The following is a 24,344-nucleotide window of genomic DNA, read 5'->3' as shown; positions in this document are numbered from 1 at the left end:
GATCACCCCGACTCCCCACCCGCCAAGGACCACCGTGACCGTCACCGAGCCCCGCCCGATGCTGTCCGGCGAGCACTTCGCCGCCGGTTTCGCCCTGCTGCGTGATGCGATCTGCGAAGTCGTGCGGGGCAAGGTGGCGGCGGTTGAGCTCGCGCTGACTTGCCTGCTGGCCGAGGGCCACCTGCTCGTCGAGGATGTGCCCGGTACCGGGAAGACCACGCTGGCTCGGGCGCTGGCGGCTTCGCTCGGCGCGTCGTGGAACCGGGTGCAGTTCACGCCGGACCTGATGCCGTCGGACGTCACCGGTGTGACGGTCTTCGACCAGCGTGCGCAGGAGTTCGCCTTCCATGCCGGTCCGGTGTTCGCGCACGTCGTGCTCGCCGACGAGATCAACCGCGCCTCGCCGAAGACTCAGGCCGCGCTGCTGGAGGTGATGGAGGAGCGGAACGTCACCGTCGACGGGACCACGCATCCGGTCCCGCGGCCGTTCCTGGTCGTCGCGACGCAGAATCCGGTCGACATGGACGGCACCTATCCGCTCCCGGAGGCGCAGCTCGACAGGTTCCTGATGCGCATCCGGCTCGGCTATCCCGACCACGCCGCCGAGGTCGAGGTGCTGCAGGGCCGCGAGCGGACCCGGCGGCTGGCCGACCTGCCGCCGGTGATGGGCATCGACGAGGTGGCCGTGCTGATCCACCAGGCCGAGCAGGTCTTCGTGGCGCCGAGCGTCTACTCCTACGTCGTGAACATAGCCGCCGCCACCCGCACCATGCCCGACGTCCGGCTCGGCGCCAGCCCCCGCGGCAGCCTGGCGCTGCTGCGCGCCTCCCAGGTCCGCGCCGCCTCGCAGGGCCGCGTCTACCTGACGCCCGACGACGTCAAGGCCCTCGCCGAACCGGTCCTGGCGCACCGCATCCTGCTGAACCAGGACGCGCTGATGCGCGGCGGGACCGCAGCCTCCGTGGTCGCCGCGGCGGTGGCCGCCACGCCGGTCCCGCAGACCGCCGAGAATGTCTGACGCGGCCGACGGCGCGACCAACGGCGCGAACGCCACAGACACCGCCGAGACCCCAGACGACACCCCCGACCTCCCTGACGCCCCGCCACCCCCCGAATCCGACCGCACCCTCCGCCTGACCTCCACCGGCACCGCCCTCGGCCTGTCCTCCCTGGCCGGCGTCGTCCTCGCCTACGCCTTCGGCTACCCGGCCTTCGCCGCCCTCGGCACCGCCGGCCTCGTCATCCTCCTGTGCGTGATCCCCCTGACCGCACGCGACGCACCGGTCGAACTCCACCGCGAGGTCTACCCCCTGCGCGTAGCCCGCGGCGAAACCGCTGTGGGCCTGCTCACCGTCCGGAACCAGTCCCCGACCTGGGGCCAGCGCCTCTCGGCCCGGGAGCGCGTCGGCAGCCGCGAGATCCCGGTCCGCATCGGCCAACTCCCGCCGCACGCCGCCGTCGAAGTCCGCTACGAACTCCCGACCGCACGCCGCGGCGTCATCGACGTCGGACCGCTGCACTGGGACCGCACCGACCCCCTCGGCCTGGTCCGCCGCCGCTCCGCCCTCCCCGGCAAAGCCGTCCTGCACGTCCACCCGGCCGTCCACCGCTTCCCGCTCGGCACCGCCGCCCAGAACGCCCAAGGCGAGCAGGCCCGCACCGACCTGGCGCTGGAAGGCTCCATCACCTTCCACACCCTGCGCGAATACGTGCCCGGCGACGACCTGCGCCGCATCCACTGGCGTGCCAGCGCCCACCGGGGCGAGCTGATGGTGCGGCAGAACATCGACGTGACGCCGCCCAAGGCGACCATCGTCCTCATCACCGACGCCGCACTGTATGCGAACCCTGACGACTTCGAGCACGCCGTGGACGTCGCCGCCTCCGCAGCCATCGGCGCCGTCCGAGCCGGCCAGGCCGTCTCTCTGTGGACCACCGGCGGCCTCCGGCTCAGCGCCAACGGATCCCCCGAGGAATCAATGCTCTTCCTCGACCGCCTGGCCGGAGTGACCCTGCTCTCCCCCAAGTCCACCAGGCCCGCCAAGGCCGCCAAATCCACCGGCCGCACCGGCGAAGGCCTGGCCGACACGCTGGAACACCTCGAACACGCCGAACGAGGCGGCGTCCTCATCGTCGTCGGCGGCCATCCACAGCCTGGGGAAATCGGCACGCTGACCAGGATCGCCGGACGATTCGGCCTGGCCGCACTGACCCGGATCAGCACCCCCGAAAGCCAGGGCCCCGGATCGGGATCTATATCGGGATCAGGATCAGGAACCGCACGCAGCGCCGCCGGACTCTCCATCATCGACGCCCCGACGGCCGCCGAGATCTGCGATCGCTGGGAACGCCTGGCGCAGGCAGCGGCGCGAGGAGTCGTGCGATGACATCGCGAATCAACGCCGCCCCCAGAAACATCAGGATCCTGCTGGCACTTCCGACAGCAGTGCTGTGCGCGATCACCGGCCTCTCGCTCCACGGAGCGTTCGACCTCGCGGACGTCGTCCCGGTCTGCATCCTGGCGACCGTCATCCCTTCCGGCATCGTCGCTCTGGCAGCGTGGGCAGCCGGTCGCCAAAGGCGCGGATTCGAGCTATTCGCACTCGGCGGAGCGTTGGCGGGCTGGCTCGTCATCCTCCCGGCGGGCTCGATCGTCCTCGCCAGCTGGCGCGGCGGTGACCACCAGTCCGTGGCCAACTTCCTCAGCATCCTGCGATCGGCGGTCACCGACGGCGCCCGCCAACTCCTGTCGACCACGTCGCCGGCACGTCCCACCGCCGTCCTGCTCACCACGGCCGGAACGTGCCTGTGGTGGAGCGCCGTGTGGGCCGCCTTCTGCGCAATCCGTGGCTCCTCGCCTCTGACCGTCCTACTCCCGCCGACGATCCTGCTCGCCCTGGGCACTGCCGCCTCCGCCGGAGCCGGCGATCCCCAGACGATCCTGACCGCCGCGGCCTTCCTCGTCGCCGCCGTGATCTTCGTCGGCGTCGACCAGGCCACGCGCGGGAATCCGGCCGACACCGTTGTCATCCGCAGCCGGAGCGCGCGGCCGTGGGCCTCCGCCGTGCGCACGGCCCCGTTCTTCGCGACGGTGACCGCGCTGACGTTGGTCGCCGCGTCGCTGGCACCGCACCTCCCCGGCCTGCCTCAACGCCGCGCCTGGGACCCGCGGACCCTGATCGCGCCGGCGCAGCAGATCTTCGACGAGACCGACCCACTCACTCAGGCGGTCGCCTGGCTGAAGCAGGGCACTGTCTCGCCGCTGTTCACCGTCACCACCGCCGACAACAGCCAGCGCCTCCGCTGGCAGGTGCTCGACACCTACGACGGCAGGCACTGGTCCTCCTCGGCGGAGTACCGCCTGGCAGGCAAGAGCCTTCCGACGCCGCCCGCGCTCTGGGACCCGTCCGGGCCGAGCGTTCCGGTGACGGAGACCGTGCACATCCAGGACCTGTCGAGCGTGTTCCTTCCGGCGACCGGTCGCGTGCGGACGGTGTCGGGGACCGATGTCCGCGTGGCCGGCGACCTCGGCATGATCGCCACCGGAGACGGCCACGCTGCGCCCGCGTCGCTGTCGTACCAGGTCGACACGAGCGTGCCGGACTTCAGCGACGCGGGTCGACTGCGTGCCGCACAGCCGGGAACCGACTCGGCGCTCCAGCCCTTCGCGCACCTGCCGTCGCAGGTGCCCGACGACCTGACCGCCTTCGCCGCGACAGCCGCGGTCGGCAACACGCCCTACGACCAGATGAACGCGCTGGCCACGGCCGTTCGCGCGGCCTTCGGCTACGCCCCGGATTCGGCGGCCGGGCAGAGTCTCGGCCGACTCAGTGCCCTGGTTTCCTACGGCAAGGACCCGAGCAAGCACGTGGGAGCGAGCGCCGACGCTTTCGCTTCGCTCTTCGCGGTCGCGGCACGGCAGGTGGGGTATCCGGCGCGGCTGGTCGTCGGGTTCGCACCGGGGACGCAGAGCGGTGCGGGGACGTACTCCGTCACGAATCAGGACGTGAAGGTATGGCCCGAGGTCTACTTCGCGGGCGTCGGCTGGGTTCCGTTCTACGACGCGGTTCCCGACGGCAAGGGAACGAGCGGCGACATCAATCCGGTGCAGGCGCAGGCGTCCACAGTGCCGACGTCGGCGACTCCGTCGTCTGGGGCGTCGCAGTCCGGTGTTCCGTACACAGGCCCTTCGGTGCAGCTCAACAACCCTGTGCCGCACCACAAGACGCCGTGGGTGTTGTTGCTCCTGGGCTTGATCGCCGTCCTGGTGATCGCGGCTGTCGGCGGGCTTCTGGTCGTCGCGCTCGTTTCGCGGCGGCGACGGCTCGCGCTCCGGCGGCGTGATCCGGACCCGCGTCAGCGGACGCAGTGGGCCTGGCTGGAGAGCCTGGACGCGCTGGGAATCGACGCGCGGACGACGACCACGCCGTCGGAGTTGGCGGTGACTGCCGGTGAGCTGTTGGGGGCCGACGGGGCCGAGCCGATCCGGCAGCTCGCGGGGCTGGCCGAGGTCGCCGCGTATGCGCCGGCGCCTCCGGACGCCGAGCAGGCTGAGCGAGCGTGGACGTATGCGGATCAGATCAGGGTGTTGTCACAGCGGCGGACCCCACGGCGGGTGCGAGTGGTGCGGTTGCTGCGGCCTCCGTCGCGGACCCGGCGGCACTGACACCTTTAGCGGCACTGACACCTTTACAGGTGGCCCTACTTCACGCCTGGCTTCCAACCGCGGCGCCGGCCGCTGCGCACCGCTGCCGCCGCTCCGGGCACGGCCAGCGCGAGCACTCCCGCACCGATCACGGCCAGCACCGCGCCGCGCTTCACGGGGTCGGCGTGCGCCGAACGCGCGACCGGTAGCGTCATCGCCTTCGCGGTGGTCGGTGCGGCTGCGGTCGGCTCGTTGGGAAGCTCGGCGGTGACGGCTCGATAGGGATTGACCACGCCCCACCCGATGCGCGGGTCAGGCAGATAGCCGGTGTTCGGGCGATCTGCAGTCGCCTCGATGCGCTGGATCAGCTGGTCTGGCGTGAGCCCGGGGTGGACGGCCAGGATCAGCGCCGCCGTCCCGGCTACGAACGCCGAGGCGTAGCTCGTGCCCTCGCCGCTGAGGATGTATGGCTGATTGGGCGACGTCGGCTGGATCCCGACCGACCAGATGGCTGAGGCCGGTGCCGCCACCCCGGCATGACCTCCGACCTCGGATTGCGCGTAGACGGAGCCGTCGGCCTCGATCCCGCCGACCGACAGCACGCCGGGGATCGAAGCGGGGTAAAGCGGTCCCGCGTTCTGATCGTTCCCTGCCGCCGCGACGATCAGGACGTGGTGATCACGCGCGTAGGCCACGGCGCTGTCGAGCGCGGACGTGTCCGGCGTCGTGGTGATCGACACGTTGACGACCTGCGCGCCGTGGTCGACGGCCCACTTGATGCCGGCGCCGATGCGGGCGGCGGCGGACGGGTCGTTCGTGCTCTCGTCGGTGACGGTGACCGGCAGGATCGTGGCGTCCGGGGCGACGCCTTCGAACGTCGCCAGGCCCGGGCGGCCGGCGATGACGCCGGCCATCATCGTGCCGTGGCCGTGGCAGTCGATGTCGCCGGGGCCGCCGCCGGGCAGCAGGTTGACGCCGGTCTGGACGGCGGAGGCGGGCAGGACCGGGCCGGCCGGGCTGACGCCGGTGTCGACGACGGCGACCACGACTCCCTGGCCCCGCGACTGGGACCAGACGCCGGTATCGGTCAGGCCGAGGGCGGTCTGGGCCCACGGCACGGTCACGGGGACGTTCGGCACGCCCTGGCCGTCGGAGGGGTGGCAGGTGTCGTCGGCGTACGCCGCGGACGGGGCCACGCCGGCGAGCAGGACCAGGCCGGCGGCCAGCGCGGACGCTGCGATCAGCGATCTGATACGCACGCGGTGTGCCCCCCTCGTCGGTCGTCTCACCGATCTTGGCCGATCTTCGCCGCTCGCTGGTCGGTCGGCACCCGCGGGCCCTGATTTCCTGCGGCTTTCCCCCAGAGCAGCGCGGCGGGTGTCCATTATCCTGCAAGGGTGAACGGGGATGAAGCCCAGAGCAATCCGCTGCCACCGGGATTCGACGACGTCGAGCCGCTCGCTCTCACCGGGTGCGGCCAGATCTACCGTGCGCGCGTCGCCACCGCCGACGGTCGGGTGGAGCAGGTGGCCGTCACTCTGGTGGACGCCCCCATGCGCGGCCGTGACGCGAAGCGGTTGCGCAGCGACTGCCTCGGGGCGGTGGCGATCAACTCCGAGCCGGGCGTGCTGGCCGTCCGCGACCTGGGCTTCACCAAGGACCACCGGCCCTTCCTGGTGACCGACGTGGTCCTGCCCGGCACCCTCGCGACGCGCATCGAGCAGCAGGGCGCACTGCCGGTCGGCGAAGTGGTGGCCCTCGGCCTGACCCTCGCCCGCGCGCTCCAAGCGGCGCACCGCAACGGGATCCTGCACCTCGGCGTGGCGCCGGATGTCGTCTTCCCGACCCCCGAAGGCCCCGCCCTCGGCCACTTCGGCCTCGCGTGGGCGGTCCGGCCGCCGTCGCAACCCGACGTCCCCGCCACCGCGATCATGCACGCCCCCCGCGAACTGTTCGGCTGGTCCGGCCCCACCGTCGGTAGCGACACCTACGGCCTGGCATCGGTCCTCCGCACCGCACTGACAGGCCGCGCCCCCTTCGAGACGGAGGCCCGCACCGGCCGCGCCGCCCTCTACCACCGCCTGGTGCAAGGCGCCCCGCCGAAGCTCCACCACCCGGGCGTACCCGAGCAACTGGCCACGCTCCTCGACCGCATGATGGACCCCGACGCGGCCCGCCGCCCGGCACTCGACGACGTGACCCGGACGCTGGAGGAGGTCGCGCGGATCCCCGGCCTGATGGCTGCCCGGCCGCCGGCCGCGGCGCCGCCACAGCAGGCGCGCGGGCTCACGCCGCCGGCCGCCCTGGTGGCACAGGGGCTCATGCCGCAGCCTCAATCGGCACCGCCGACGCCGCCCCAGCCTCTGCCCGAGCCGATACTCGGAGCGCCACAGCCGCAATCGGCGCCCCTGGTGCCGCCGCGGCCTCTGTCCGAGCTGGTGCTTGGTGCACCGCAGCCAGTCATCGCGCACCAACCGCAGGCCCCCGCACCCGCGCCCACACAGCAACCGCCGAGCCTGACTCCACCAGCGCCCGCAACCCAGAGCCCGAGCATTCCCGCACCTCAAGCACCGGCCCCCGCGCGCCAGCCCGCCGCTCAAGCGCAGCCGCTCGCCGCGCAACCAAGCCTCGCTCCGCAAGCACCGCCCGCACCCCCGCAACAACCTGCTTTCCCCTCGCAGCCCGCCGCTCCGCCGCACCTCGCTTCGCCGATGCCCACAGCTCATGTCGCGGTACCGGCTCCCCAAGACTTCGCGCAGCAGCCGACCCTCCTCGTCCCCCCACCGCCCGAGCACGGCGCGCCGCCCTTCGCGCAGCAGGCGCAGCCCAACGAGTTCCCCATCCCGCGTCCCACGCCCCCGACCACATCCGCCACCACGCCGCCGAAGCCGCAGCCGGTCGAGCCGCGCCGCCGCAACACCGGGCTCGTGCTGCTGGTTGCCGCAGGTGCGACCGCGCTGGCGGCGGGTGTCGCGTGGGGCGTGGCGACCGCGCCCAAGAAGGCCGCGCAGTCGGCGGGTTCCGGACCCGTCGTCACCGTCTCGCCCTTCAGCGGCGCGAAGCTGGCCGAATACCAGGTCACCGATGCCAAGGCCGCCGCCGCGTCTGGGGCCGACGTCACGGTCACGTGGTCCGCACCGCGCGTGACCGCGGGTGTGCAGAGCTACATCGTCGTGGTGAACCTGCACAACCAGTCCGTGCAGAGCACGACCGTCGCCGGCCAGACGCTCACCGCCAGATTCAAGGGCCTCACGCCTTCGACGACCTACTGTGTCAGTGTCGTGACATTCGCCGTCGCGCCGGGCGACTCCGGCCCGCACACCGCGCCGCCGAACCAGTGCGCTCTGGTGACGACGCCGGGGCCGTCGAACCCGGACTCGCCCGGCGGGTCGTCGTCCAGCCGTGCGGTGACGTAGCCCCTCACCCCGCCGGCGGCCGCCAAGGCGTCTGCACCAGCAGATTCGCCCGATTCCGCCGCACCAGAATCCCCCGCCCCGGCGGCTGGGCCACCGCGCTCACCGTCCCGATCAGCGGCCCGTCCTCGCGGCCGCCCGACAGCAGCAGCCCCGGCGTCGCCAGCTCTCGCAGGGCCCTGATCACCGGGTCCGTCATGGTCCGGGCCGCGCCCGACGACGTGCGTGCCACGATCAGGTGCAACCCGATGTCCCGGCTGTGCGGCAGCAGCTCCACCAGCGGCAGCATCGGGTTCGCGGCCGACGTGGCCACCAGGTCGTAGTCGTCCACCACGATGTACAGGTCCGCCCCGCTCCACCAGCTCCGCTCCCGCAGCTGCGCCGGCGACACCTCCGGGCCCGGCAGCCGGCCGCGCAGCACCTGCGCCAGGTCCCGGATCGTCGTCTCGGCGACCGTCGGCGACCCCGCGTACGCGATCAGGTGCGGCTCGCCGATCGCCTCCAGCAGCGCGCGCCGGTAGTCGACCATCACGATCCGCGCCTGCTCCGCTTCGTACCCGCGCACCAGCGAGTCCGCGAGGTGCCGCAGCACCGACGACTTCCCCGACGTGCTCTCGCCGAACACGATGAAGTGCGGATCCACCGCGAAGTCGACCATCACCGGCGCGAGGTCGTCCTCCCCGAGCCCGAGCGCCACCCCCGGCGTCTCGGAATCGCGCGGACGCCCCGCGAACAGCCCCTCCGGCGTCAGCTCCCGAGGCAGCAACCGCACCTCGGGCGCCACCTCCCCCGGCCACGCCGCCTTCGACGCCTGCACCAGAGCCCGCAGCGCCTCGCCGACCCCCTCGTCGTCGGTGCGGCCGTCGATCCGAGGCATCGCCGCCAGAAAGTGCAGCCGGTCCGAGGTGACGCCGCGCCCCGGCATCGCCGCCGGCACGTCCGCCGCGACCTGCCGCGACATCTCCGACTCGAAAGGCTCCCCGAGCCGCAGCTCCAGCCGCGTCGCCAAGCTCTCCTTCAACGCCTGCCGGATGTCGGCCCACCGGTTCGTGGCCACGACCACGTGCACCCCGTACGCCAACCCCCGCGCGGCCAGCCGCGTGATCGTCTGCTCCAGCGCCTCGTACTCCTGCCGCAGCTGGTTCCAGCCGTCCACGACCAGGAACACGTCCCCGTACCCGTCCGCGACCGCAGACCCCTCCCGCACAGCCCGCCGATAAGCCGCCATCGAGTCGATCCCGTGCAGCGAGAACGCCGCCTCCCGCCCCTCCACCAGCGCCGAGACCTCGGCGACCGTCCGCCGCACCGCCTCCGGCCGCAACCGTGACGCCACGCTGCCGACGTGCGGCAGCCCCTCCAGCGCCCCGAGAGAGCCGCCGAAGTCCAGGCAGTAGAACTGCACCTCGGCCGGCGTATGCGTCAAAGCCAGTGAGCTGATCAACGTCCGCAGCAAGGTGCTCTTCCCGCTCAGCGGCGCACCGACGATCGCCACGTGCCCGCCGGCCCCGGACAGATCCACGACCAACGGATCCCGCCGCTGCTCAAACGGCCGGTCCTCAACACCCACCGGCGCGCACAAAGTCCCCCGCCACGGCGAATCCAGCGCGAGCAGGCCGTGCTCGGGATCCTCGACCACCGGACCGACCAGCTCGCCCAACGTCACCGGGACGTCCAACGGCGGCAGCCACACCCGGTGCGCCGGCCGCCCGTGCCCCTGGATCCGGTCGAGCAAGACGTCGAACATCCGCGGCGCCCGCGCGTCGGAGCCGGACCCGGAACCAGAACCAGAACCCGAAGCGACAGGGTCCGAAGCAGCAGCCCCCGCAACCGGCACAGCCGGATCGATCCAAGAAGTCCCGAACGGCACAATCCGCGACTCCCGCACCGCCTCCCGCATCACCGACCCACTCCGCCGCTGATGCGCGCCGGACACATAAGCCGCCTTGAATCGCGTCAACGTGGACACATCAGACTTCACAAACCCATGCCCCGGCTCCCCGGGCAGCTCATAAGCATCCGCCACCCCGATCACCATCCGGCTCTCCATAGCCGAGAACGTCCGCAGGCAGATGCGATACGAGAGGTGCGTCTCCAGCCCGCGCAGCTTGCCCTCCTCAAGCCGCTGCGACGCCAGCAACAGATGCACCCCGAGGCTTCGCCCGAGACGCCCGATCATCACGAACAGCTCCGCGAACTCCGGCCGCGTCGACAACAACTCGCTGAACTCGTCGACGACCACCAGCAACGTCGGCAGCGGCTCCAACAGCGCCCCCTGCGCCCGAGCCCGCTCGTAGTCGTAGACCGAAGTGAAGTTCCCCGCCGACCGCAACAGCTCCTGCCGCCGCACCAACTCCCCACGCAGCGCATCCTCCATACGCGCGACGAGCGGCAGTTCCTCGGACAGGTTCGTGATCAGCGCCGAGGTGTGCGCCAACCGCTCCAACCCCAGGAAGGTGGCCCCGCCCTTGAAGTCGACCAGTACGAAGTTCAACGTCTCCGACGAATGCATCACCGCCAGCCCGAGGACCAGCGTCCGCAGCAACTCGCTCTTGCCCGACCCGGTCGCCCCGATGATCAGCCCGTGCGGCCCGACCCCGCCCTGCGCCGATTCCTTGATGTCCAGCTCGACCGGCGCCCCGTCGGCGCCGACGCCGATGGGCAGCCGCAGCCGATCCCGCGCAGTACGGTGCCGCCAGAACTCTTCAGGGTCGTAGGAATCCAGGTCGTACAAGCCGAGCAGCGTAGGCAGATCACACGTCGCGTCCAACGGCTGCGGAAGCGCCGCACCACTCCCGATCCGAACCCGCGCCAACACCCGCGCCAAAGCCTCGGCCTGATCCACCGACAACCGATCCGGACGCCCGATCGGCTGCACGTCATCAGTACCGTCCGCACCCCGCCGCAGCAGCCCGACACCGTCAGTATCCGCCTGCAACCGCAACAGATTCCGGTCCCCGTCCCGCGACGTCGCACCCGTCAGATCCAGCAGCATCACGCCCGCGGCGTCCCCGATCGCCAGCTGCGTCTCCGGCGGCACCCGGCCGCCGTCGAGCACGATCACCCACTGCGCCGCCTCCGGATGCCCGGATCCCCCGGGCCGGAACCGCGGCCGGTCGGCCAGGTCCCCTCCCAGCATCTCCTCCAGGTCGCCGAGGTCCTCGGCGACCATGCGCACCGGGCCCGCGCCGTCGACCAGCGTCGGATGCTGCGCGTGCGGCAGCCACTTCACCCACGACCACTCCGCGGCTCGCGTCCGCGACGTGCACACCGCGATCCGCAGATCGGCCGGCGCGTGGAACGTCGTCAGCTGGCTGAGCAGCGCGCGGGCCAGATCGCGGGCGACCACCTCGTCGCCGCGCAGCGCGATCCGCGCGTAGGAACGCAACGCGACGCCGACCGGCAGCTCCGGGACCTCGGCGTGCGCCCGGATCAGCGAACGCAGCGCGACCGCGCCGATCGGGTCCAGGTCCTCCAGCGGCTTGGTGTCGGGGGCGACCAGCCGCATCGCCAGCCGCTGCGGGCCGACGGCGATGCGCACGTTGCCGAAGTCGGGGTCGGTGGCTCGGCGCTCCCACAGCCGGGACGTCATCGCCAACGACCACAAGGCGTCCGGATCGGGGCTGTCCCAGTACGCGGCCTCCCGCTGCCGCGAGGCTGTCGCGCGGATCCGTGCGCGGGCCTGGGAAAGATAGCGGAGGTAGTCGCGCCGCTCGCCTTCCAACCGCCGCTTCTTCTCCCCCGATCCGCGGCCCAGTTGGCCGACCATCATGCCCATCGTGGACATGCCGTACAGGCCGCCGGCGAGGTACGTCGCCATGGAGCCGCCGGGGCCGGCGAACATGAAGACCATCGCCGCGCCGCCGGCGGCCATCGGCAGGTACACCAACAGCTGTCCGAAGTTACCCGCGACCGTCTCGGGGAGTTCCGGAGGCGACTCCAGAAGCAGATCGCCGCGGGGGCGTTCGGGGCCGGGGCGCCGGGCGGGACGGTGGAACGGTCGGGTCGTCAAGGTGTTGCCCCCATGGTCGGCGGCTTTCCGGGCGTCGCCGCCCCTCCTGCCAAGTCAGGAGTCCGCTACTGTACCGAGGCGACGGGAGGTCACAGGCTTTTGGGCGCTGCGGCCGTCGCCGGACCCAGACTATTCGCAGGGGGCGAGCTAGGCCATGGAGACCAGCCCGGCACTGTCCTTCTCAGAGACCTGCCGCATCACGGTGGTCGCGCCGCGCATGAGGCTGGACATCGCGGTGCCGGCGGACGTCCCGCTGGCGGCGCTGGTGCCGACGCTGCTCCTGCACACCGGCGAGCAGGCCGTCGAGGCCGGGGCGGCGCACGGCGGGTGGGCGTTGCAGCGCCTCGGCGAGCCACCGCTGGACACGAATGGGACCTGCGCGGGGCTCGGCATCCTCGACGGCGACATCGTCTACTTCCGGCCCCGGGCCGCCGCCGCACCGGAAGCCGTCTTCGACGATCCGGTGGACGGGATCGGGACCATCCTGCGCGACCGGACGCGGCGCTGGACGCCGGAGGCGACGCGGCGCTGCGCGCTGGCCTGCGCCGCGCTGCTCCCGCAGATCATCCTGTATCCCCTGCTGCACGCTGGCCCGAGCTGGTCCGGCCCGGCGCTCACCGCCGGGATCATCGCGCTGGCCTTGCTTCTGACCGCCGGGGCGCTCTCGCGCGCGGTCGGCGACAGCGTCGCAGGGGCCTTCTTCGGTATTGCGGCCGTACCGTTCGCCGCCGTCGCCGGGCTGCTGGCGCCGCTCGGCGACCACGCGCTGAGCAGCATCGGCGCGGCACATTTGGCCACCGCGGGCGCGGCGGCCTTCGCGGCGTCGATCCTGGGAGCCTGGTTCGTCGGCGTTGGCGGTGGCGCTGGTGTTAGTGCCGGTGCTAGCGGCAGCTTTGGCGGTGGCGGTGGCGGTGGCGGTGGCGGTGGCGGTGCCAGTGGCGCTGGTGTTAGTGCCGGTGCTAGCGGCAGCTTTGGCGGTGGCGGTGGCGGTGGCGGTGCCGGTGGCGGTGGCGGTGGCGGTGGCGTTGCCGGTAGAGCAGGCGCCGGACCGCGGCCCGACAACCCGCCAGCTGGCGCAGCGCTGCTGGCCCCGGCCATGACCGCTGCCGCAATAGCACTGGCCGCGTTGGCGTCCCTGCGCTGGAATGCCGAAGGCTGCGCGGCTCTCGCAGCTGCGCTGATGCTGGCCATCAGCGTCCTCATACCGCGCATCGCCTATCGCGCTGCTGGACTGCCCGGCGCGGTAGTCCCGTTGAACGCCACAGATCTGCGCGCACAAAGCACCCCACTGTCCACAGCGGCCCTGGCCGGACGCAGCGTCACCGCCGACCGGCTCGTCACCGCGCTGGTCGCCGGCTCGGCGCTGGCGGTGGCCGCGTGCACGGCCTTCGCGCTGCGCTGGCCCGGCTGGACGCCGCCGGTGCTGGCCGCGGTGATCGCGGTCCTGCTGGCGTTGCGTGCGCGGCTGTTCGGCGGTGTCGCGCAGCGGTGGTGGCTCATCGGGGCCGCGCTGGCCGTCGCGGTACCGGCCGCCGCCACTGTCGCAGAGCGCTGGCGCAGCGGCGATGTCGGGCTCGGCGTGGTCGTGGGCGTGGTTCTGCTCGCGACCGCGATCGTCGGCCGGATCGCGGTTCAGCCGGAACGCCGGTTCGCTCCGACCCTCGCACGCTGGGCGGACCTGCTGGAACTGACCGGCGTCATGGCAACCGTGCCGCTGGCGTTGTTGATGCTGGGCACCTTCGGCTACTTCCGCTCACTCGGCGGCTGACATGGCGGTCCAGAGCAGACGAGACCAGGTCCTCGCCTACCGCTTCCTGCTGCGTCGGCGACACGCGACGCTGCTCAGCGGTGATCCGGACTCCCCGGAGGCGCCGCTCCGCAAGCTGAGCACGGCGACCTTCGCGAGCATCATGCTCGCGACGCTGATGGCCGCCGGCGCCGGAGTCCTCGGCGCACTCAGCCCAGGGCATAGCGCTTCATGGCGAGATCCGAACGTGGTCATCGTCGTGAAGGAGACCGGCAGCCGCTTCATCTACGACCCGACGCCGGCTCCGCCGGGATCGCCGCCCGCGCTCCATCAGATCCTGAACTACACCTCGGCCCGGCTGCTGCTGGGTACGTCGGGGTGGAAGACGGTCTCGGTGTCCGAGAAGTCGCTCGCCAGCGTTCCCCGTGCCGCTGATATCGGCATCGTCGGCGCACCAGACGACCTGCCGAGCGCTGGCAACGTGCACGGCGGGCCGTGGACCGTGTGCTCACTACCTGGAACCAACGCCCAGAACCTACCCGTGACGCTGACGCGGCTGACCATCGGCGCGGCCACAGATGCCGCACTCGGCTCCCCGCTCGGCGACCAGGGCCTGGTGGTGCAAGCAGGCGGCGGCTACTGGCTGGTGTGGCACGGCCACCGGTTCCAGATCGGCGACCCCACTGCGGCAGCCAACGGCGACACCCCTGCCCGAGTGCTCACTTTCCTCGGCTGGTCTCCGGGCCAGGCGCTGCCGGTGAGCCAGGCCTGGCTGGACAGTCTCAGTGCGTTGGCTCCGCTGCGCGCGCCGCACCTGGACAACGGCACGCCGCCGGCGAACGTAACGGTGACCGGGCAGAAGGTGTCGGTCGGGCAGTTGGTGCGGGTGCCGGCGCAGAACGGCGTGGCCGAGCGGCTCTTCGTGGTCACCGTCAAGGGCTTCGTGCAGATCGACAACCTGCAGTATCAGCTGCTTGCGACGGCCTCGGACCTGCAGCCGATGGCCGGCACGCCCCTGGACGTCGGCAACGGCCAGTCCGGGGACGCCGCCACGGTGTCTTCGGGCGACGGGCAGTGGCCGCAGACGCCACCGACGTTGGTGAATGCTGCGGCGGCGGGTCCGTCCACAGCCTGTGCAAGCACGACCGGCGCCGACGGCACCATGTCCGTGTCAGTCGCCCCGGCCACAACCACCCAACCGACTTGCTACCGCCTGCCGCCCCAGACGCCGTCCGCGACCTACCTGGCGGACTGCGTCAACGTGGTTCCCGGCACCGCCGCCGTGGTGCGCAGCCGCACGAACGCAGGTGTGGCGGCGGCGGTATACCTGGTCAGCGGCAACGGGGAGTACACGGCCAAGGACTCGCTCGGGCCGGATCCGGCGACCACGCTGAAGGCTCTCGGCTACAGCTCGGTAGCGCCGGTCACGGTGCCGGAGACCATGCTGGATCTGTTGCCCGACGGGCCGGCCCTGACTGCGGATGCGGCGCGAACGGCAGTCGTTCCGCCAGGGCCGTAGCGATCCTCGCCCCGAAACCGGTTCCACCCCCGTCGCGGTACAAATATCAACCCCCTGCAGGGCGACTCAGACGCCTGTGACCTCGTATGGTGTTGAGGGAAATGGAACGGCGTGCGCCGGTCTGGTTCGTAATCGAGGAGGCGATATGAGCGACGGTGCGAGCGGCCTGGTCGGAGCGGATCTCCATGGGATGCAGTCGGGGCAGACCGCGATCCAGGACGCGATCGACAACCTGCAGAACCTGGCGAGCCGCCTGGACGCGGCCCGGGACGCCACCCACGGTGGCTGGCAGTCGCAGGGTGCGGACTTGATGCGTGAGGTCATGCTGGAGTTCCACAACGAGTACCAGTCCATGGTCCGCGATCTGGAGAACATCCTGCACAACATGGGTGCCAACCAGCGGAACTACGCAGTCAGCATCGAGAATGAGACCGCGGGTGTGAAGCGCCTGTCGAGTCTTCTCGGCGGCCAGAGCTGACGATTCCGCCGGGCCGGTTCTCCGGCTCGCGGCAAGCAGGCTTCTTCCATTCCATCCGAAAGGCGGGGAACACCGTGGGCAACCCGGACTTCATGAACATCCAGTACGCGACGATCTCGGACTTCGTCACCGAGCTGACCGCCATCAACACCGCCGGTCGGCAGCTGATCGAGGACCTGACCACCACGCTGCAGAGCAATACCGAGCTCTGGAACGGCATCGCGAAGCTGGGCTACAACGACGTGCACCGCAAGTGGAACGGTCAGTTCGAGCGGATGAGCACGATCCTCAGCGAAGTGCAGAACCACGGCAACCAGACGCAGGAGCTCTACCAGGAGATCGAGGCCCAGAACATCTCCCTGTGGGGCGGTCAGTAGGCCGACGGATCCTGAACGTCGACAACGGAGCCGGAAGTGAGGTGGAAAGGTGACCGGCGGCAGCCCCGACGGTGACATCACCGCGGAATTCACCGCACTGCAGAGGCTGGCCGGCGGGGGGCCGGGGGCGGGGGCCGGAAGCGGCCTGCCCGCGGTCATCACGTCGCTGAGCTCGCTGCAGAAGGACTGCAGCACACCGCTGCAGTTCGCCAGCGGTGTGGCGTTCCCCGACGCCGGCACGTTCGGGGACTACTACACGTCAGTGCTCGACCAGCTGGTCGGCCCGCAGCCGAACGCGGGCATGCAGCTGCTGGTCACGCACGTGACCGCGCTGTCCGACGTCGCGCGGTGGACGACGACCAACTACCAGAGCGCGGCGGATCTGGAGAAGGCCGGCGCGACCGTCATCAACGACCGGCTCAACCAGGTGCTGGCCGACCCGACCGGGACGACCACCGGCACGACCGGAGCCACCGGAACGACTGGGACGACCGGCACGACCGGCCCCACGACGACCCAAACGGGAGGCGCCCAGTGAGCCGCCCCGACCCGGGTCCCAGCTACAGCCCGAGCCGCTCGACCACCACGGCGCCGTCGGCGGCCAACGCCGCGCTGGCCAACCACCAGATCGAGGCGATCTTCCGCCCCAACGGCAAGTCGACCCCGATCGACGACTACATCGGCCAGCTCACCACCGTGGCGCAGAACTGGAAGATCAACGCCGGCGTCCTGCAGCAGACGGTCAGCGATCCGGCGACGCCGACCTCGATGGCCGGCCTGATCAGTGCCAACACCGGCGACCTGAAGTGGACCGGGGCGGCGGCCAGCGACTACGGCACCAAGGCCACGGCGACCGCCGCGTACGGGGACCAGATCGCGCAGACCATGCCGAAGATCCAAGGCGTGCTCTCGGGGCTGGCCGGCAACCTGGGCAAGAGCAAGGCCGCCTTCCAGCCGATCTTCGACGCCTGGGGCACGCCGAGTTCGGGCAGCAAGGCGGTGGTGCCGAACGCCATGGCGACGATCCTCTCGACCTGGCTGCCGGCCAACTGCGTCTGGGTGCAGACCCAGCAGAGCGAGCAGTACACCAGCTACTCGGACCAGTCCGGCCCGATGAGCGTCAGCGCCATGATCTACGTCCCGGCGCAGAACATGCACGCGGACCCGTCGAACCCGTACATAGCCAGCACCTTCGACCTGTACGCGCCGGACCAGAACGGCTCCGGCGACTACGGCTATTCGGGCCTGGTGTGGTGCTCCTACAACCCGAACGACACGTATCCGCAGGTCCAGAAGATCACGGTCTTCGACTCGGCCGACGGGAACAACATGGTCACCGAGAAGGACCCCAGTGTCTTCACGGCCGGATACTTCCAGCAGCACTTCGGGCAGCAGTACGGTACGCACCTGCAGGACCTGATGACCATCACCGGGCAGCACTTCACCGACGCCCGGTCCCAGTTCCCGCCGCTCCCGCAGCCCGCCAAGGCCCTGAAGCCGCCGACGGGTGACGGGACCGGCCCGGGCGGAAAGGGCGGTCTCGGTACCGGCAGGCTGAGCACCGGTGGTCCGGGCGCCGGCGGTCTGGGAACTGGCGGCCTCGGCACCGGCGGCAAGATCGGCAGCCCGGGCGCCACCGGCCTCAAGCAGCCCCCGGCGCCGAAGACGCCGACCGGTCTGACGACCCCGACGCCGCCGCCCTACCACCTCCCGACGCCGAACCCGCCGGCCACCGGCCTGCCAGGCCCGGGCAACGGCGGCCTGCCCGGCGGCAACAACGGCCTGCCGAACCCGCCCGGCGGCGCGAACGGCGGCTTCCCGACACCGACCGGGCTCCCGAATCCGGTCGGCACGCCGGGCGGCTACACGTCCACGCAGACCGCCGGCTTCAACCCGAACCAACTCCCGACGATGACCTCGGGCCTGCCCGGCGGCGGCACCGGCGGCCTCGGCGGTCTCGGGGCCGGCGGCGGCCTCGGCCCCGGCGGCGCGGCCACCGGCCTGGCCGGGACCGGCGGCGGCCTCGGAGCCCTCGGCGGCGCCGGCGGCCTCGGGGCTCTGGGCACCGGCGGATACGGCGGCGGCGCACCGACCACGGGCGCCAACGGCGGCCTTGGCCTGGGCACCACGGCCTCCGGCGCGCCGCTGGCCGCCGGCGAGACCACGGCCGCGCAGGGCGCGCTCGGCGAGCAGGCGGCGATGGCCGAGGCCGGAACGGCCGGGCGCATGCCGATGATGCCGCCGATGGCCCCGATGGGGATGAACGGCGGCAACGGGGATCGCAACCGCAAGTCCTGGCTTCCGGAGGAAGAGGACCTGTGGGGTCTGGCCGAGGGTTCGGCCGCCCCGCCGGTCATCGGAAGCGAGTCCTAGACGGCACCGGGCCCGTACCGCCCGGGCCCGCCAGATCCCCATAGTCCAATCCAGAACAACGCGCCACTGGCGGAAGGCAGGCACCGTGAGCGAGTTACCGACATTCGCCACCGCGCAATCCGTGGCGCAACTCAAGGCCCTGTATTCGCAGCTGCTCGACGAGGCCGACGACGTCAAAGCCCGGGTCACGGACTTCAAGCAGCGCAGCGCTGCCATCGAGGGCCGGGCCCGCACCCCCGAGGACGACATCCGGGTGACCGTCGGCCCGCACGGCGACCTGCGCACCCTGGAGATCGACCCGCGCGCCTACCGCAAACTCGGCCCGACCGAGCTCGCCCAGGAGATCGTCGAGCTCTGCGAAAGGGCGCACCGGGACGCCGGCGAGAAGGTCGGCGACCTGATGAAGTCCGTGCTCGGCCGCGACTTCGACGTCGAGGCGTACCTGCGCGGCGACACGCAGCCGCCGCGGCCCTCACGGCTGCCGTCCTCGACCCCGAACCAGGGCCTGGACCTCGGCGACTGGCTCGACCGGCTCAAGGAGGGGAACCTGTGACCGGCGGAGGATTCACCGTCGTCCCCAGCGAGGTCCAGACCAACGGCGCCGAGTTCGCCGCGGTCGCCGACCAGGTGCGCGCGATACAGACGACGCTGCTGGCCAAACTCAACGCCGAGGGCGCGTGCTGGGGCAACGACGAGGCCGGCGCCCAGATCGCCAAGACCTACGTCGAACCGGCGATGAAGGCACTGGAGCAGATGGACGCGGTGGACGGCGGCGTGTCCGCGATGGCCGACGCCACCGCCAGCTGGGCCAAGAGCTACCAAAGCGTAGAGAACGCTTAGGGAGGGGCCAGGCCATGTCCGTCCCGCAGTTCGTCCCACCCTGGGGCTGGGCCCAGGAGATGCTGGGGCTGTCCTGGCCGCAGGGCGACGAGGACGCCCTGCGCCGCTGCGGTGAGGCCTGGCAGGAGGCGTGCGGCTCGCTGCTGAACGCCGCCGGCTACGGCAGCGACGTGGTCTCGAAGGTCAACTCCGCGATCACGTCGGTGTCCTGCGACGAGTTCAACAACTACTGGTCGAGATACGTCCAGGGCAACGGCATCCTGGAGCAGCTGGCCGGCCAGTGCGCCGCGATGGCCAACTACGCCGACGCCGCAGCCCTGCAGATCGAAGCCACGAAGATCTCCGAGAACGTCGTCGCGGTCATCCTCTACATCCAGATCCTCGAAGCGCTGGCGGAGATCGCCGCCACCTTCGGCCTGGACACCCCGCTGGTCGCGGTACAGGTGGCGGCCGAGCGCTGGGCGGCCCAGAGCGCGCTACGCATGCTCATCAAGGGCCTGATAGAGGCGCTGGCGTTCACCCTGCTGCCGGACCTGATCTCCGAGACGGTCCAGATGGTCGAGGGCCACCGGAACTGGGGCGACTACGACAGCTCGCTGCTGCTGCACGACTTCGAGCACGGCATCCTGCTCGGCGGCCTGTTCGCGCTGCCGGGCCTCGGCGGGCAGTTCGCCAAGCGGTTCGACCTGGCCATGCCGACGTTCGCCAAGCCCCTGCTCGACAACTCCTTCACGAACAACCCGTTTGTCCGCAAGGGCGCCGGCATGGTCTACGGCGGCGCGTCGATGATCGGCGGCAACGCGGCGACCTACTACGCGGACCAGGGGATCCAAGCCCTCGGCGCCAAGAACTGGGCCGCCGGCGAGCAGGGCCCGTTCGCGAACTGGCAGAAGGCGTTCCTGCAGGGCATGTTCCAAAGCGGGATCCACGGCGCCAAGGACCTCGCGAAGGACCAGATCACCACCCCGCGCATGACGATCGACACCACCGGCGGCGACAACCTGCTGGTGCACCGGTACGGCGGCGCGATCGATCCGAACGGCGCGAACGGCGTGACCGTCTACCGGACCGGGCCGGACCCCTCCCAGCCGCCGACCCGCCTCGGACGCGGCAGCTTCGACGGCGAGACCGGAACCCTGACCGTCAGCGACAAGAACGGCGCCACGACGGACTACCAGGCGGTCCGCGCGCAGACGCTCGACCGAGGCGGCAGCCCGACCGGCAGTGTCACCTACGCGCCCTCGGAGGGCGGCGGCGCGTACGAGCCGACCGGCGTCGTGTCGCACGGCGGCGGCAAGGGCCCGCTGCCCGCGGGAACATCAGAGCTCTACGACGCCAACGGTCAGCACCAGGGGACGGCCGTCCGGAACGTCCCGGCCCCGGACTCGGGGTCTGCCTCGGCACCGGTCTACGACCCGACGACGCGCCCCGTCGATCCCGGCGCCTCGCACGTCTTCCAGCTGGGCAAGGACCCGGTGGTCGTGGTCTCCGGCGACGGGCAGACCGTGCCGCAGGGCTTCAACCGTCCGCTGGGCACCAACGAGGCCGCGGTCTACAACTACGACACCGGGCAGTTGCGGGAGGTCTACACCTACCCCGGCGACAACCCGATCCCGCCGGGCCACCAGGCCGTGTTCAATGCGGACGGCTCGTTCCAGGGCGTCCAGCCGCTCAATGACTTCCTGCGTCCGCAAGGCGCGCCGGGCGACATGGCCGCCGCGCACACGCGCGCCGCGAGCGGGATCGGCCAGGAGGACCCGGCCGTTTCCAGTGATCCCACAGCGGTGCCCGGCGACATCACGCAGGATGGGACCTTCCACGGCCAGAACGACCTGGAGCGGTACCAGCAGCAGTACGCCGCCGAGCACCAGCAGGCCGCACAGGCGCTCAGCGATCAAGCCCAACGGTTCGAATCCCAACTCAGTGGGACCGCGGCACAACAGCGGGAACTGGTCGGCGTCGGCGCCGTCCATGCCGCAGCGTTCACGGCGCTCGGCAGCCACACCGGAAGCGGTAGCGGTGGTGGGCGCTCGGATTTCGGTGGCGGCGGTCACGGCGACCCCTTCGGCCTCCCCGACCGTCCTGCACGCGTCGCAGCGGTCGCCGGCGAAGGCGATCACCAGCTGCTGACCATCACCAACGGTGAGCACAACGCGCAGATCCGGCTGGACACCACCGAATCCGGCCTCGTCGTGAGCACGCTCGACACTAACGGCGACATCCTGCGCCAGATGGCGGCCTCGGCCGACCACGGCACCGGCTCCGGCGCCTTCACGATCTTCGCCCACTCCGACGCGGACGGCATCGTCGTCGACGGCATGCACCTGCCGTTCTCCGAGCTCGCCGACCACCTCGCGGGCGTGCCGAAGGACGTCCCGATCCGGCTCTACGGCTGCGAGGCCGCCGACGGCGCGGCCGAGCTGGCCCGGGTGTCAGGGCACGACGTCATCGCCGCCGACGCGCCGGTCTGGATCGACCACCGCGGGACCGTCGTCGCGACGGCCCACCAGGTCGACAGCCCGCACGGCCCGCGCCCGGACCTGGTCGACGACGGCACCGGCACCGGACACCTGGCCGGCGACGGCACCTGGAAGCTCGCGCACCCCACCTCCGACGGCCGCGTCGAGACCCGCGACCTGCCGCCCGGCGACCCGCTCCGACCGCCCTCGGCGCACTTCGACCCGAGCGGCGACGTCCTCCGGCTGGCCGGCGACAAACAGCCGGCGCCATGGGGCTTCAAACAGCTGCGGCGCAACGACCGCGATGGCTCGCTCCAGGCATCCAGGGACTTCGAACAGAAGCTGGGCGCATTCGACTTCAAGGACCCCGCGGTACTGGAACAGACTCGCAGTACCCTGCGAGACCTGCGCACGGCCCTGCGGACGCTCAACGACAAGCTGCCGGACGAGTCCCAGACCGCCTTCGAGCACCGGATCGACAGCGTCTTCCTCAGCGACAACGCGGGGAACGCGGGCAACGTCGGCACGCACGTCCCGGTCGACACGATCTTGGAGCAGGGCGACGTCCGGGAGACCATGACAGCCATCTACAACGCGCTCTACATGAACTACGACCGCCCGGAGGTCTTCAAGAACGCCATCATCCGGGTCGCCGACGCCGGGGACTGGAACCGGCTCCAGGACGCCGGCGTGAACATCGAGAGCCTGCGAGCCCGCTACCGCCAGCTCAACAGCCCGCTGCGGCGCGCGCTCGGGGCCTTCGAAGCCGGACCGCTGGGAGAGAAGATCCTCGGAGCCGGCGGCCACCGCTTCGACCGCGACCCGGTGGCCACCGGCAACGTGATCCTCAACTCCGACCACCCGATCGAGAACCAGCTGGCCACGATCCGGAGCCAGAAGGGCCGGAACGACCGCCCGGACGCCGAGCAGGAGGCGTTGGCGCGCACCGCGCAGCACTACGAGGATCTCGGCGCGCCGCTGGGCCGGCTCTCCCGCGACTTCGTCCAGCAGCACATGGACCTACCGGTCGACGACCCGAGCGCCAAACTGCCCTGGCGCGAAGGCGTCACGGTCCACGACACCAAGAGCGCCTGGACCGACGCCACCGAAGAAGCCGGCCTGCCCACGGCCGACGGCATCTCCCTGACCACCACCAAGATGCTCACCTCGGCCGAGCTGCTGGGCCTGGATCCGGCGCAGCGGGACCAGTTCCTCAAGGGCCTGATGGCCTGGATGCTGCCCGGCCGGGACCACTCGCTCTACGAGATGGCGCTCGGCGCGCAGATCGCCCGAAGCGGACCGCTGGCCGGCGGCCGCATCCGCGACGGCGTGGACCCGGTGGAGTTCTATCGACGGGTCTTGGACTGGCACGGCGAGTCCGGGCCGGCCCCGGACGTCCCGCTGCCGCACCAGACCCACTACCAGCACCTGGCCACGGACCCGCAGGGCTTCACCGAGGCCCGGCACAACCGCGCCGACGAGCCCGAGCTGAACGAGCTGGTCCACGAGATCTGGCAGCAGCTGTCCGACGGCCGCATCACCGACGGCGAGCCGCCGGCCGGCCAGATCCCGGAGCACACACCGCCGGCCGCGCACATCCCGGAGTACACGCTGCACGCCTGGGCCGAGCGCAACGGCATCGACCCGAACGACCCCGAGGCCGTGCGCGCGGCCGTCGCCGGGCTGTCCGAGGCGCATCTGACCGCGCTGGCCGTCTACACCACGCACAGCCACACGGCGATCAACCACGCGCTGACCGTGGACTCGTTCACCGGATCGCTGCCGGAGTCCGTTTCGGACCGGCTCATGCGTGCCGAGTTCGGCCACACGGCGCGGGTCTCCGTCGAGCGCTACTTGTCAGCCCTCGCCAAGGGTGAGAACCCGGGCCGGCTGCCGATCGCCCTACGGCCGATCGTCCACACCGGTCCCGAGCCGCTGAACAAGAACTCCCCGCTGACTCCCGAGGCCCAGCAGTGGATCGACGGCGCGTCCGACGAGCGGGCCCACGCCTGGACCGGTATCAAGGAGCAGGTGAACGAACGGCTGCCCGCGCTGTTCGACGAGATCCGCGTCCACACCGACATGTTCATGGAGGCCCTGCACCAGCTTCCGGCGATGGGCAGCCCGGAGCATCCGATGCTGGTGTTCCGCGGCGACAAGGTCAACCTGCTGAGCCGGGGACGCTACGTCGACCAAGCCACCACCCGGCAGGTGTTCAGCCTCAGCCCGGACCTGGCCACGGCGGTCCACTTCATGGAGACCAATCCGGGCAGCGGGACGCCGACCCTGGTGTTGTACGAGCTCACCGGTAAGAACGCCCGCGACCTGTCGCCGTTCACGGTCTACCGGGGCACCCGCGAGTACGTGTTCCCGCCCGGAGCACGGACCCACCGGGTCACCGATCCGGAGCGGGTCGCGGCGATCCTGGCGCGGGTGCCCGGTCTGCCCGACGGATGCGAGATCATCGTCATGGAGGAGGGCTGA

At 71.3% G+C, this 24,344-nt stretch carries 15 protein-coding genes; 13 read left to right on the top strand and 2 right to left on the bottom strand.

Features of this window, described 5'->3' with window-relative positions; translation table 11 throughout:
• Positions 1-58: 58 nt before the first annotated feature.
• Genes ABH935_RS21440 through ABH935_RS21430 form a run of 3 tightly spaced genes read left to right on the top strand, consistent with a single transcriptional unit; the run spans position 59 to position 4,666 of the window.
• Complete coding sequence (locus tag ABH935_RS21440; RefSeq protein WP_370379718.1) at positions 59-1,018, top strand: AAA family ATPase; 960 nt, start codon at positions 59-61, stop codon at positions 1,016-1,018.
• Entirely contained in the window at positions 1,011-2,387 is a 1,377-nt protein-coding gene (locus tag ABH935_RS21435; protein WP_370379686.1) for a DUF58 domain-containing protein, read from the top strand. Before ABH935_RS21440 ends, ABH935_RS21435 begins: the two co-directional genes overlap by 8 nt.
• Positions 2,384-4,666, top strand: coding sequence for a transglutaminase domain-containing protein (locus ABH935_RS21430; RefSeq protein WP_370379685.1), 2,283 nt, complete (start codon positions 2,384-2,386; stop codon positions 4,664-4,666). Before ABH935_RS21435 ends, ABH935_RS21430 begins: the two co-directional genes overlap by 4 nt.
• 35 nt (positions 4,667-4,701) lie before the next feature.
• On the opposite strand, the gene ABH935_RS21425 is transcribed toward ABH935_RS21430, so the two are convergent.
• Complete coding sequence (locus tag ABH935_RS21425) at positions 4,702-5,904, bottom strand: S8 family serine peptidase (protein WP_370379684.1); 1,203 nt, start codon at positions 5,902-5,904, stop codon at positions 4,702-4,704.
• Positions 5,905-6,042: 138 nt separating this feature from the next.
• Between ABH935_RS21425 and ABH935_RS21420 the strand changes: the two genes are divergently transcribed.
• Entirely contained in the window at positions 6,043-8,061 is a 2,019-nt protein-coding gene (locus ABH935_RS21420) for a fibronectin type III domain-containing protein (RefSeq protein ID WP_370379683.1), read from the top strand.
• A 4-nt stretch (positions 8,062-8,065) separates the two neighbouring features.
• Here ABH935_RS21420 and eccCa read toward each other — a convergent pair whose 3' ends face one another.
• Positions 8,066-12,067: a type VII secretion protein EccCa gene (gene eccCa / locus ABH935_RS21415; RefSeq protein ID WP_370379682.1), complete on the bottom strand. Its 4,002-nt coding sequence runs from the start codon at positions 12,065-12,067 to the stop codon at positions 8,066-8,068.
• Between the two features lie 154 nt (positions 12,068-12,221).
• Between eccCa and eccD the strand changes: the two genes are divergently transcribed.
• From eccD to ABH935_RS21370, 9 genes are all read left to right on the top strand, one after another.
• A complete protein-coding gene (gene eccD, locus ABH935_RS21410) occupies positions 12,222-13,835 on the top strand; it encodes a type VII secretion integral membrane protein EccD (protein ID WP_370379681.1) in 1,614 nt (537 codons plus the stop codon).
• 1 nt (position 13,836) lies between these two features.
• Positions 13,837-15,333, top strand: a complete 1,497-nt coding sequence (gene eccB / locus ABH935_RS21405) for a type VII secretion protein EccB (RefSeq protein ID WP_370379680.1) — start codon at positions 13,837-13,839, stop codon at positions 15,331-15,333.
• A gap of 145 nt (positions 15,334-15,478) precedes the next feature.
• Positions 15,479-15,811, top strand: a complete 333-nt coding sequence (locus tag ABH935_RS21400; RefSeq protein WP_370349238.1) for a WXG100 family type VII secretion target — start codon at positions 15,479-15,481, stop codon at positions 15,809-15,811.
• A 74-nt stretch (positions 15,812-15,885) separates the two neighbouring features.
• A complete protein-coding gene (locus ABH935_RS21395; RefSeq protein WP_370379679.1) occupies positions 15,886-16,188 on the top strand; it encodes a WXG100 family type VII secretion target in 303 nt (100 codons plus the stop codon).
• 49 nt (positions 16,189-16,237) lie between these two features.
• Complete coding sequence (locus ABH935_RS21390; protein ID WP_370379678.1) at positions 16,238-16,726, top strand: hypothetical protein; 489 nt, start codon at positions 16,238-16,240, stop codon at positions 16,724-16,726.
• Positions 16,723-18,561: a hypothetical protein gene (locus tag ABH935_RS21385; RefSeq protein ID WP_370379677.1), complete on the top strand. Its 1,839-nt coding sequence runs from the start codon at positions 16,723-16,725 to the stop codon at positions 18,559-18,561. Before ABH935_RS21390 ends, ABH935_RS21385 begins: the two co-directional genes overlap by 4 nt.
• 85 nt (positions 18,562-18,646) lie before the next feature.
• A complete protein-coding gene (locus tag ABH935_RS21380; protein WP_370379676.1) occupies positions 18,647-19,114 on the top strand; it encodes a YbaB/EbfC family nucleoid-associated protein in 468 nt (155 codons plus the stop codon).
• Positions 19,111-19,401: a hypothetical protein gene (locus ABH935_RS21375; RefSeq protein ID WP_370379675.1), complete on the top strand. Its 291-nt coding sequence runs from the start codon at positions 19,111-19,113 to the stop codon at positions 19,399-19,401. The genes ABH935_RS21380 and ABH935_RS21375 overlap by 4 nt, the downstream gene beginning before the upstream one ends.
• A 14-nt stretch (positions 19,402-19,415) precedes the next feature.
• Complete coding sequence (locus tag ABH935_RS21370; RefSeq protein WP_370379674.1) at positions 19,416-24,344, top strand: hypothetical protein; 4,929 nt, start codon at positions 19,416-19,418, stop codon at positions 24,342-24,344.

The sequence above is a fragment of the Catenulispora sp. GAS73 genome (assembly GCF_041262085.1).
GTDB lineage: Bacteria > Actinomycetota > Actinomycetes > Streptomycetales > Catenulisporaceae > Catenulispora.
The sequence above is the reverse complement of the archived record's forward strand: the minus strand, read 5'-3'. Positions and strand labels throughout refer to the sequence as shown.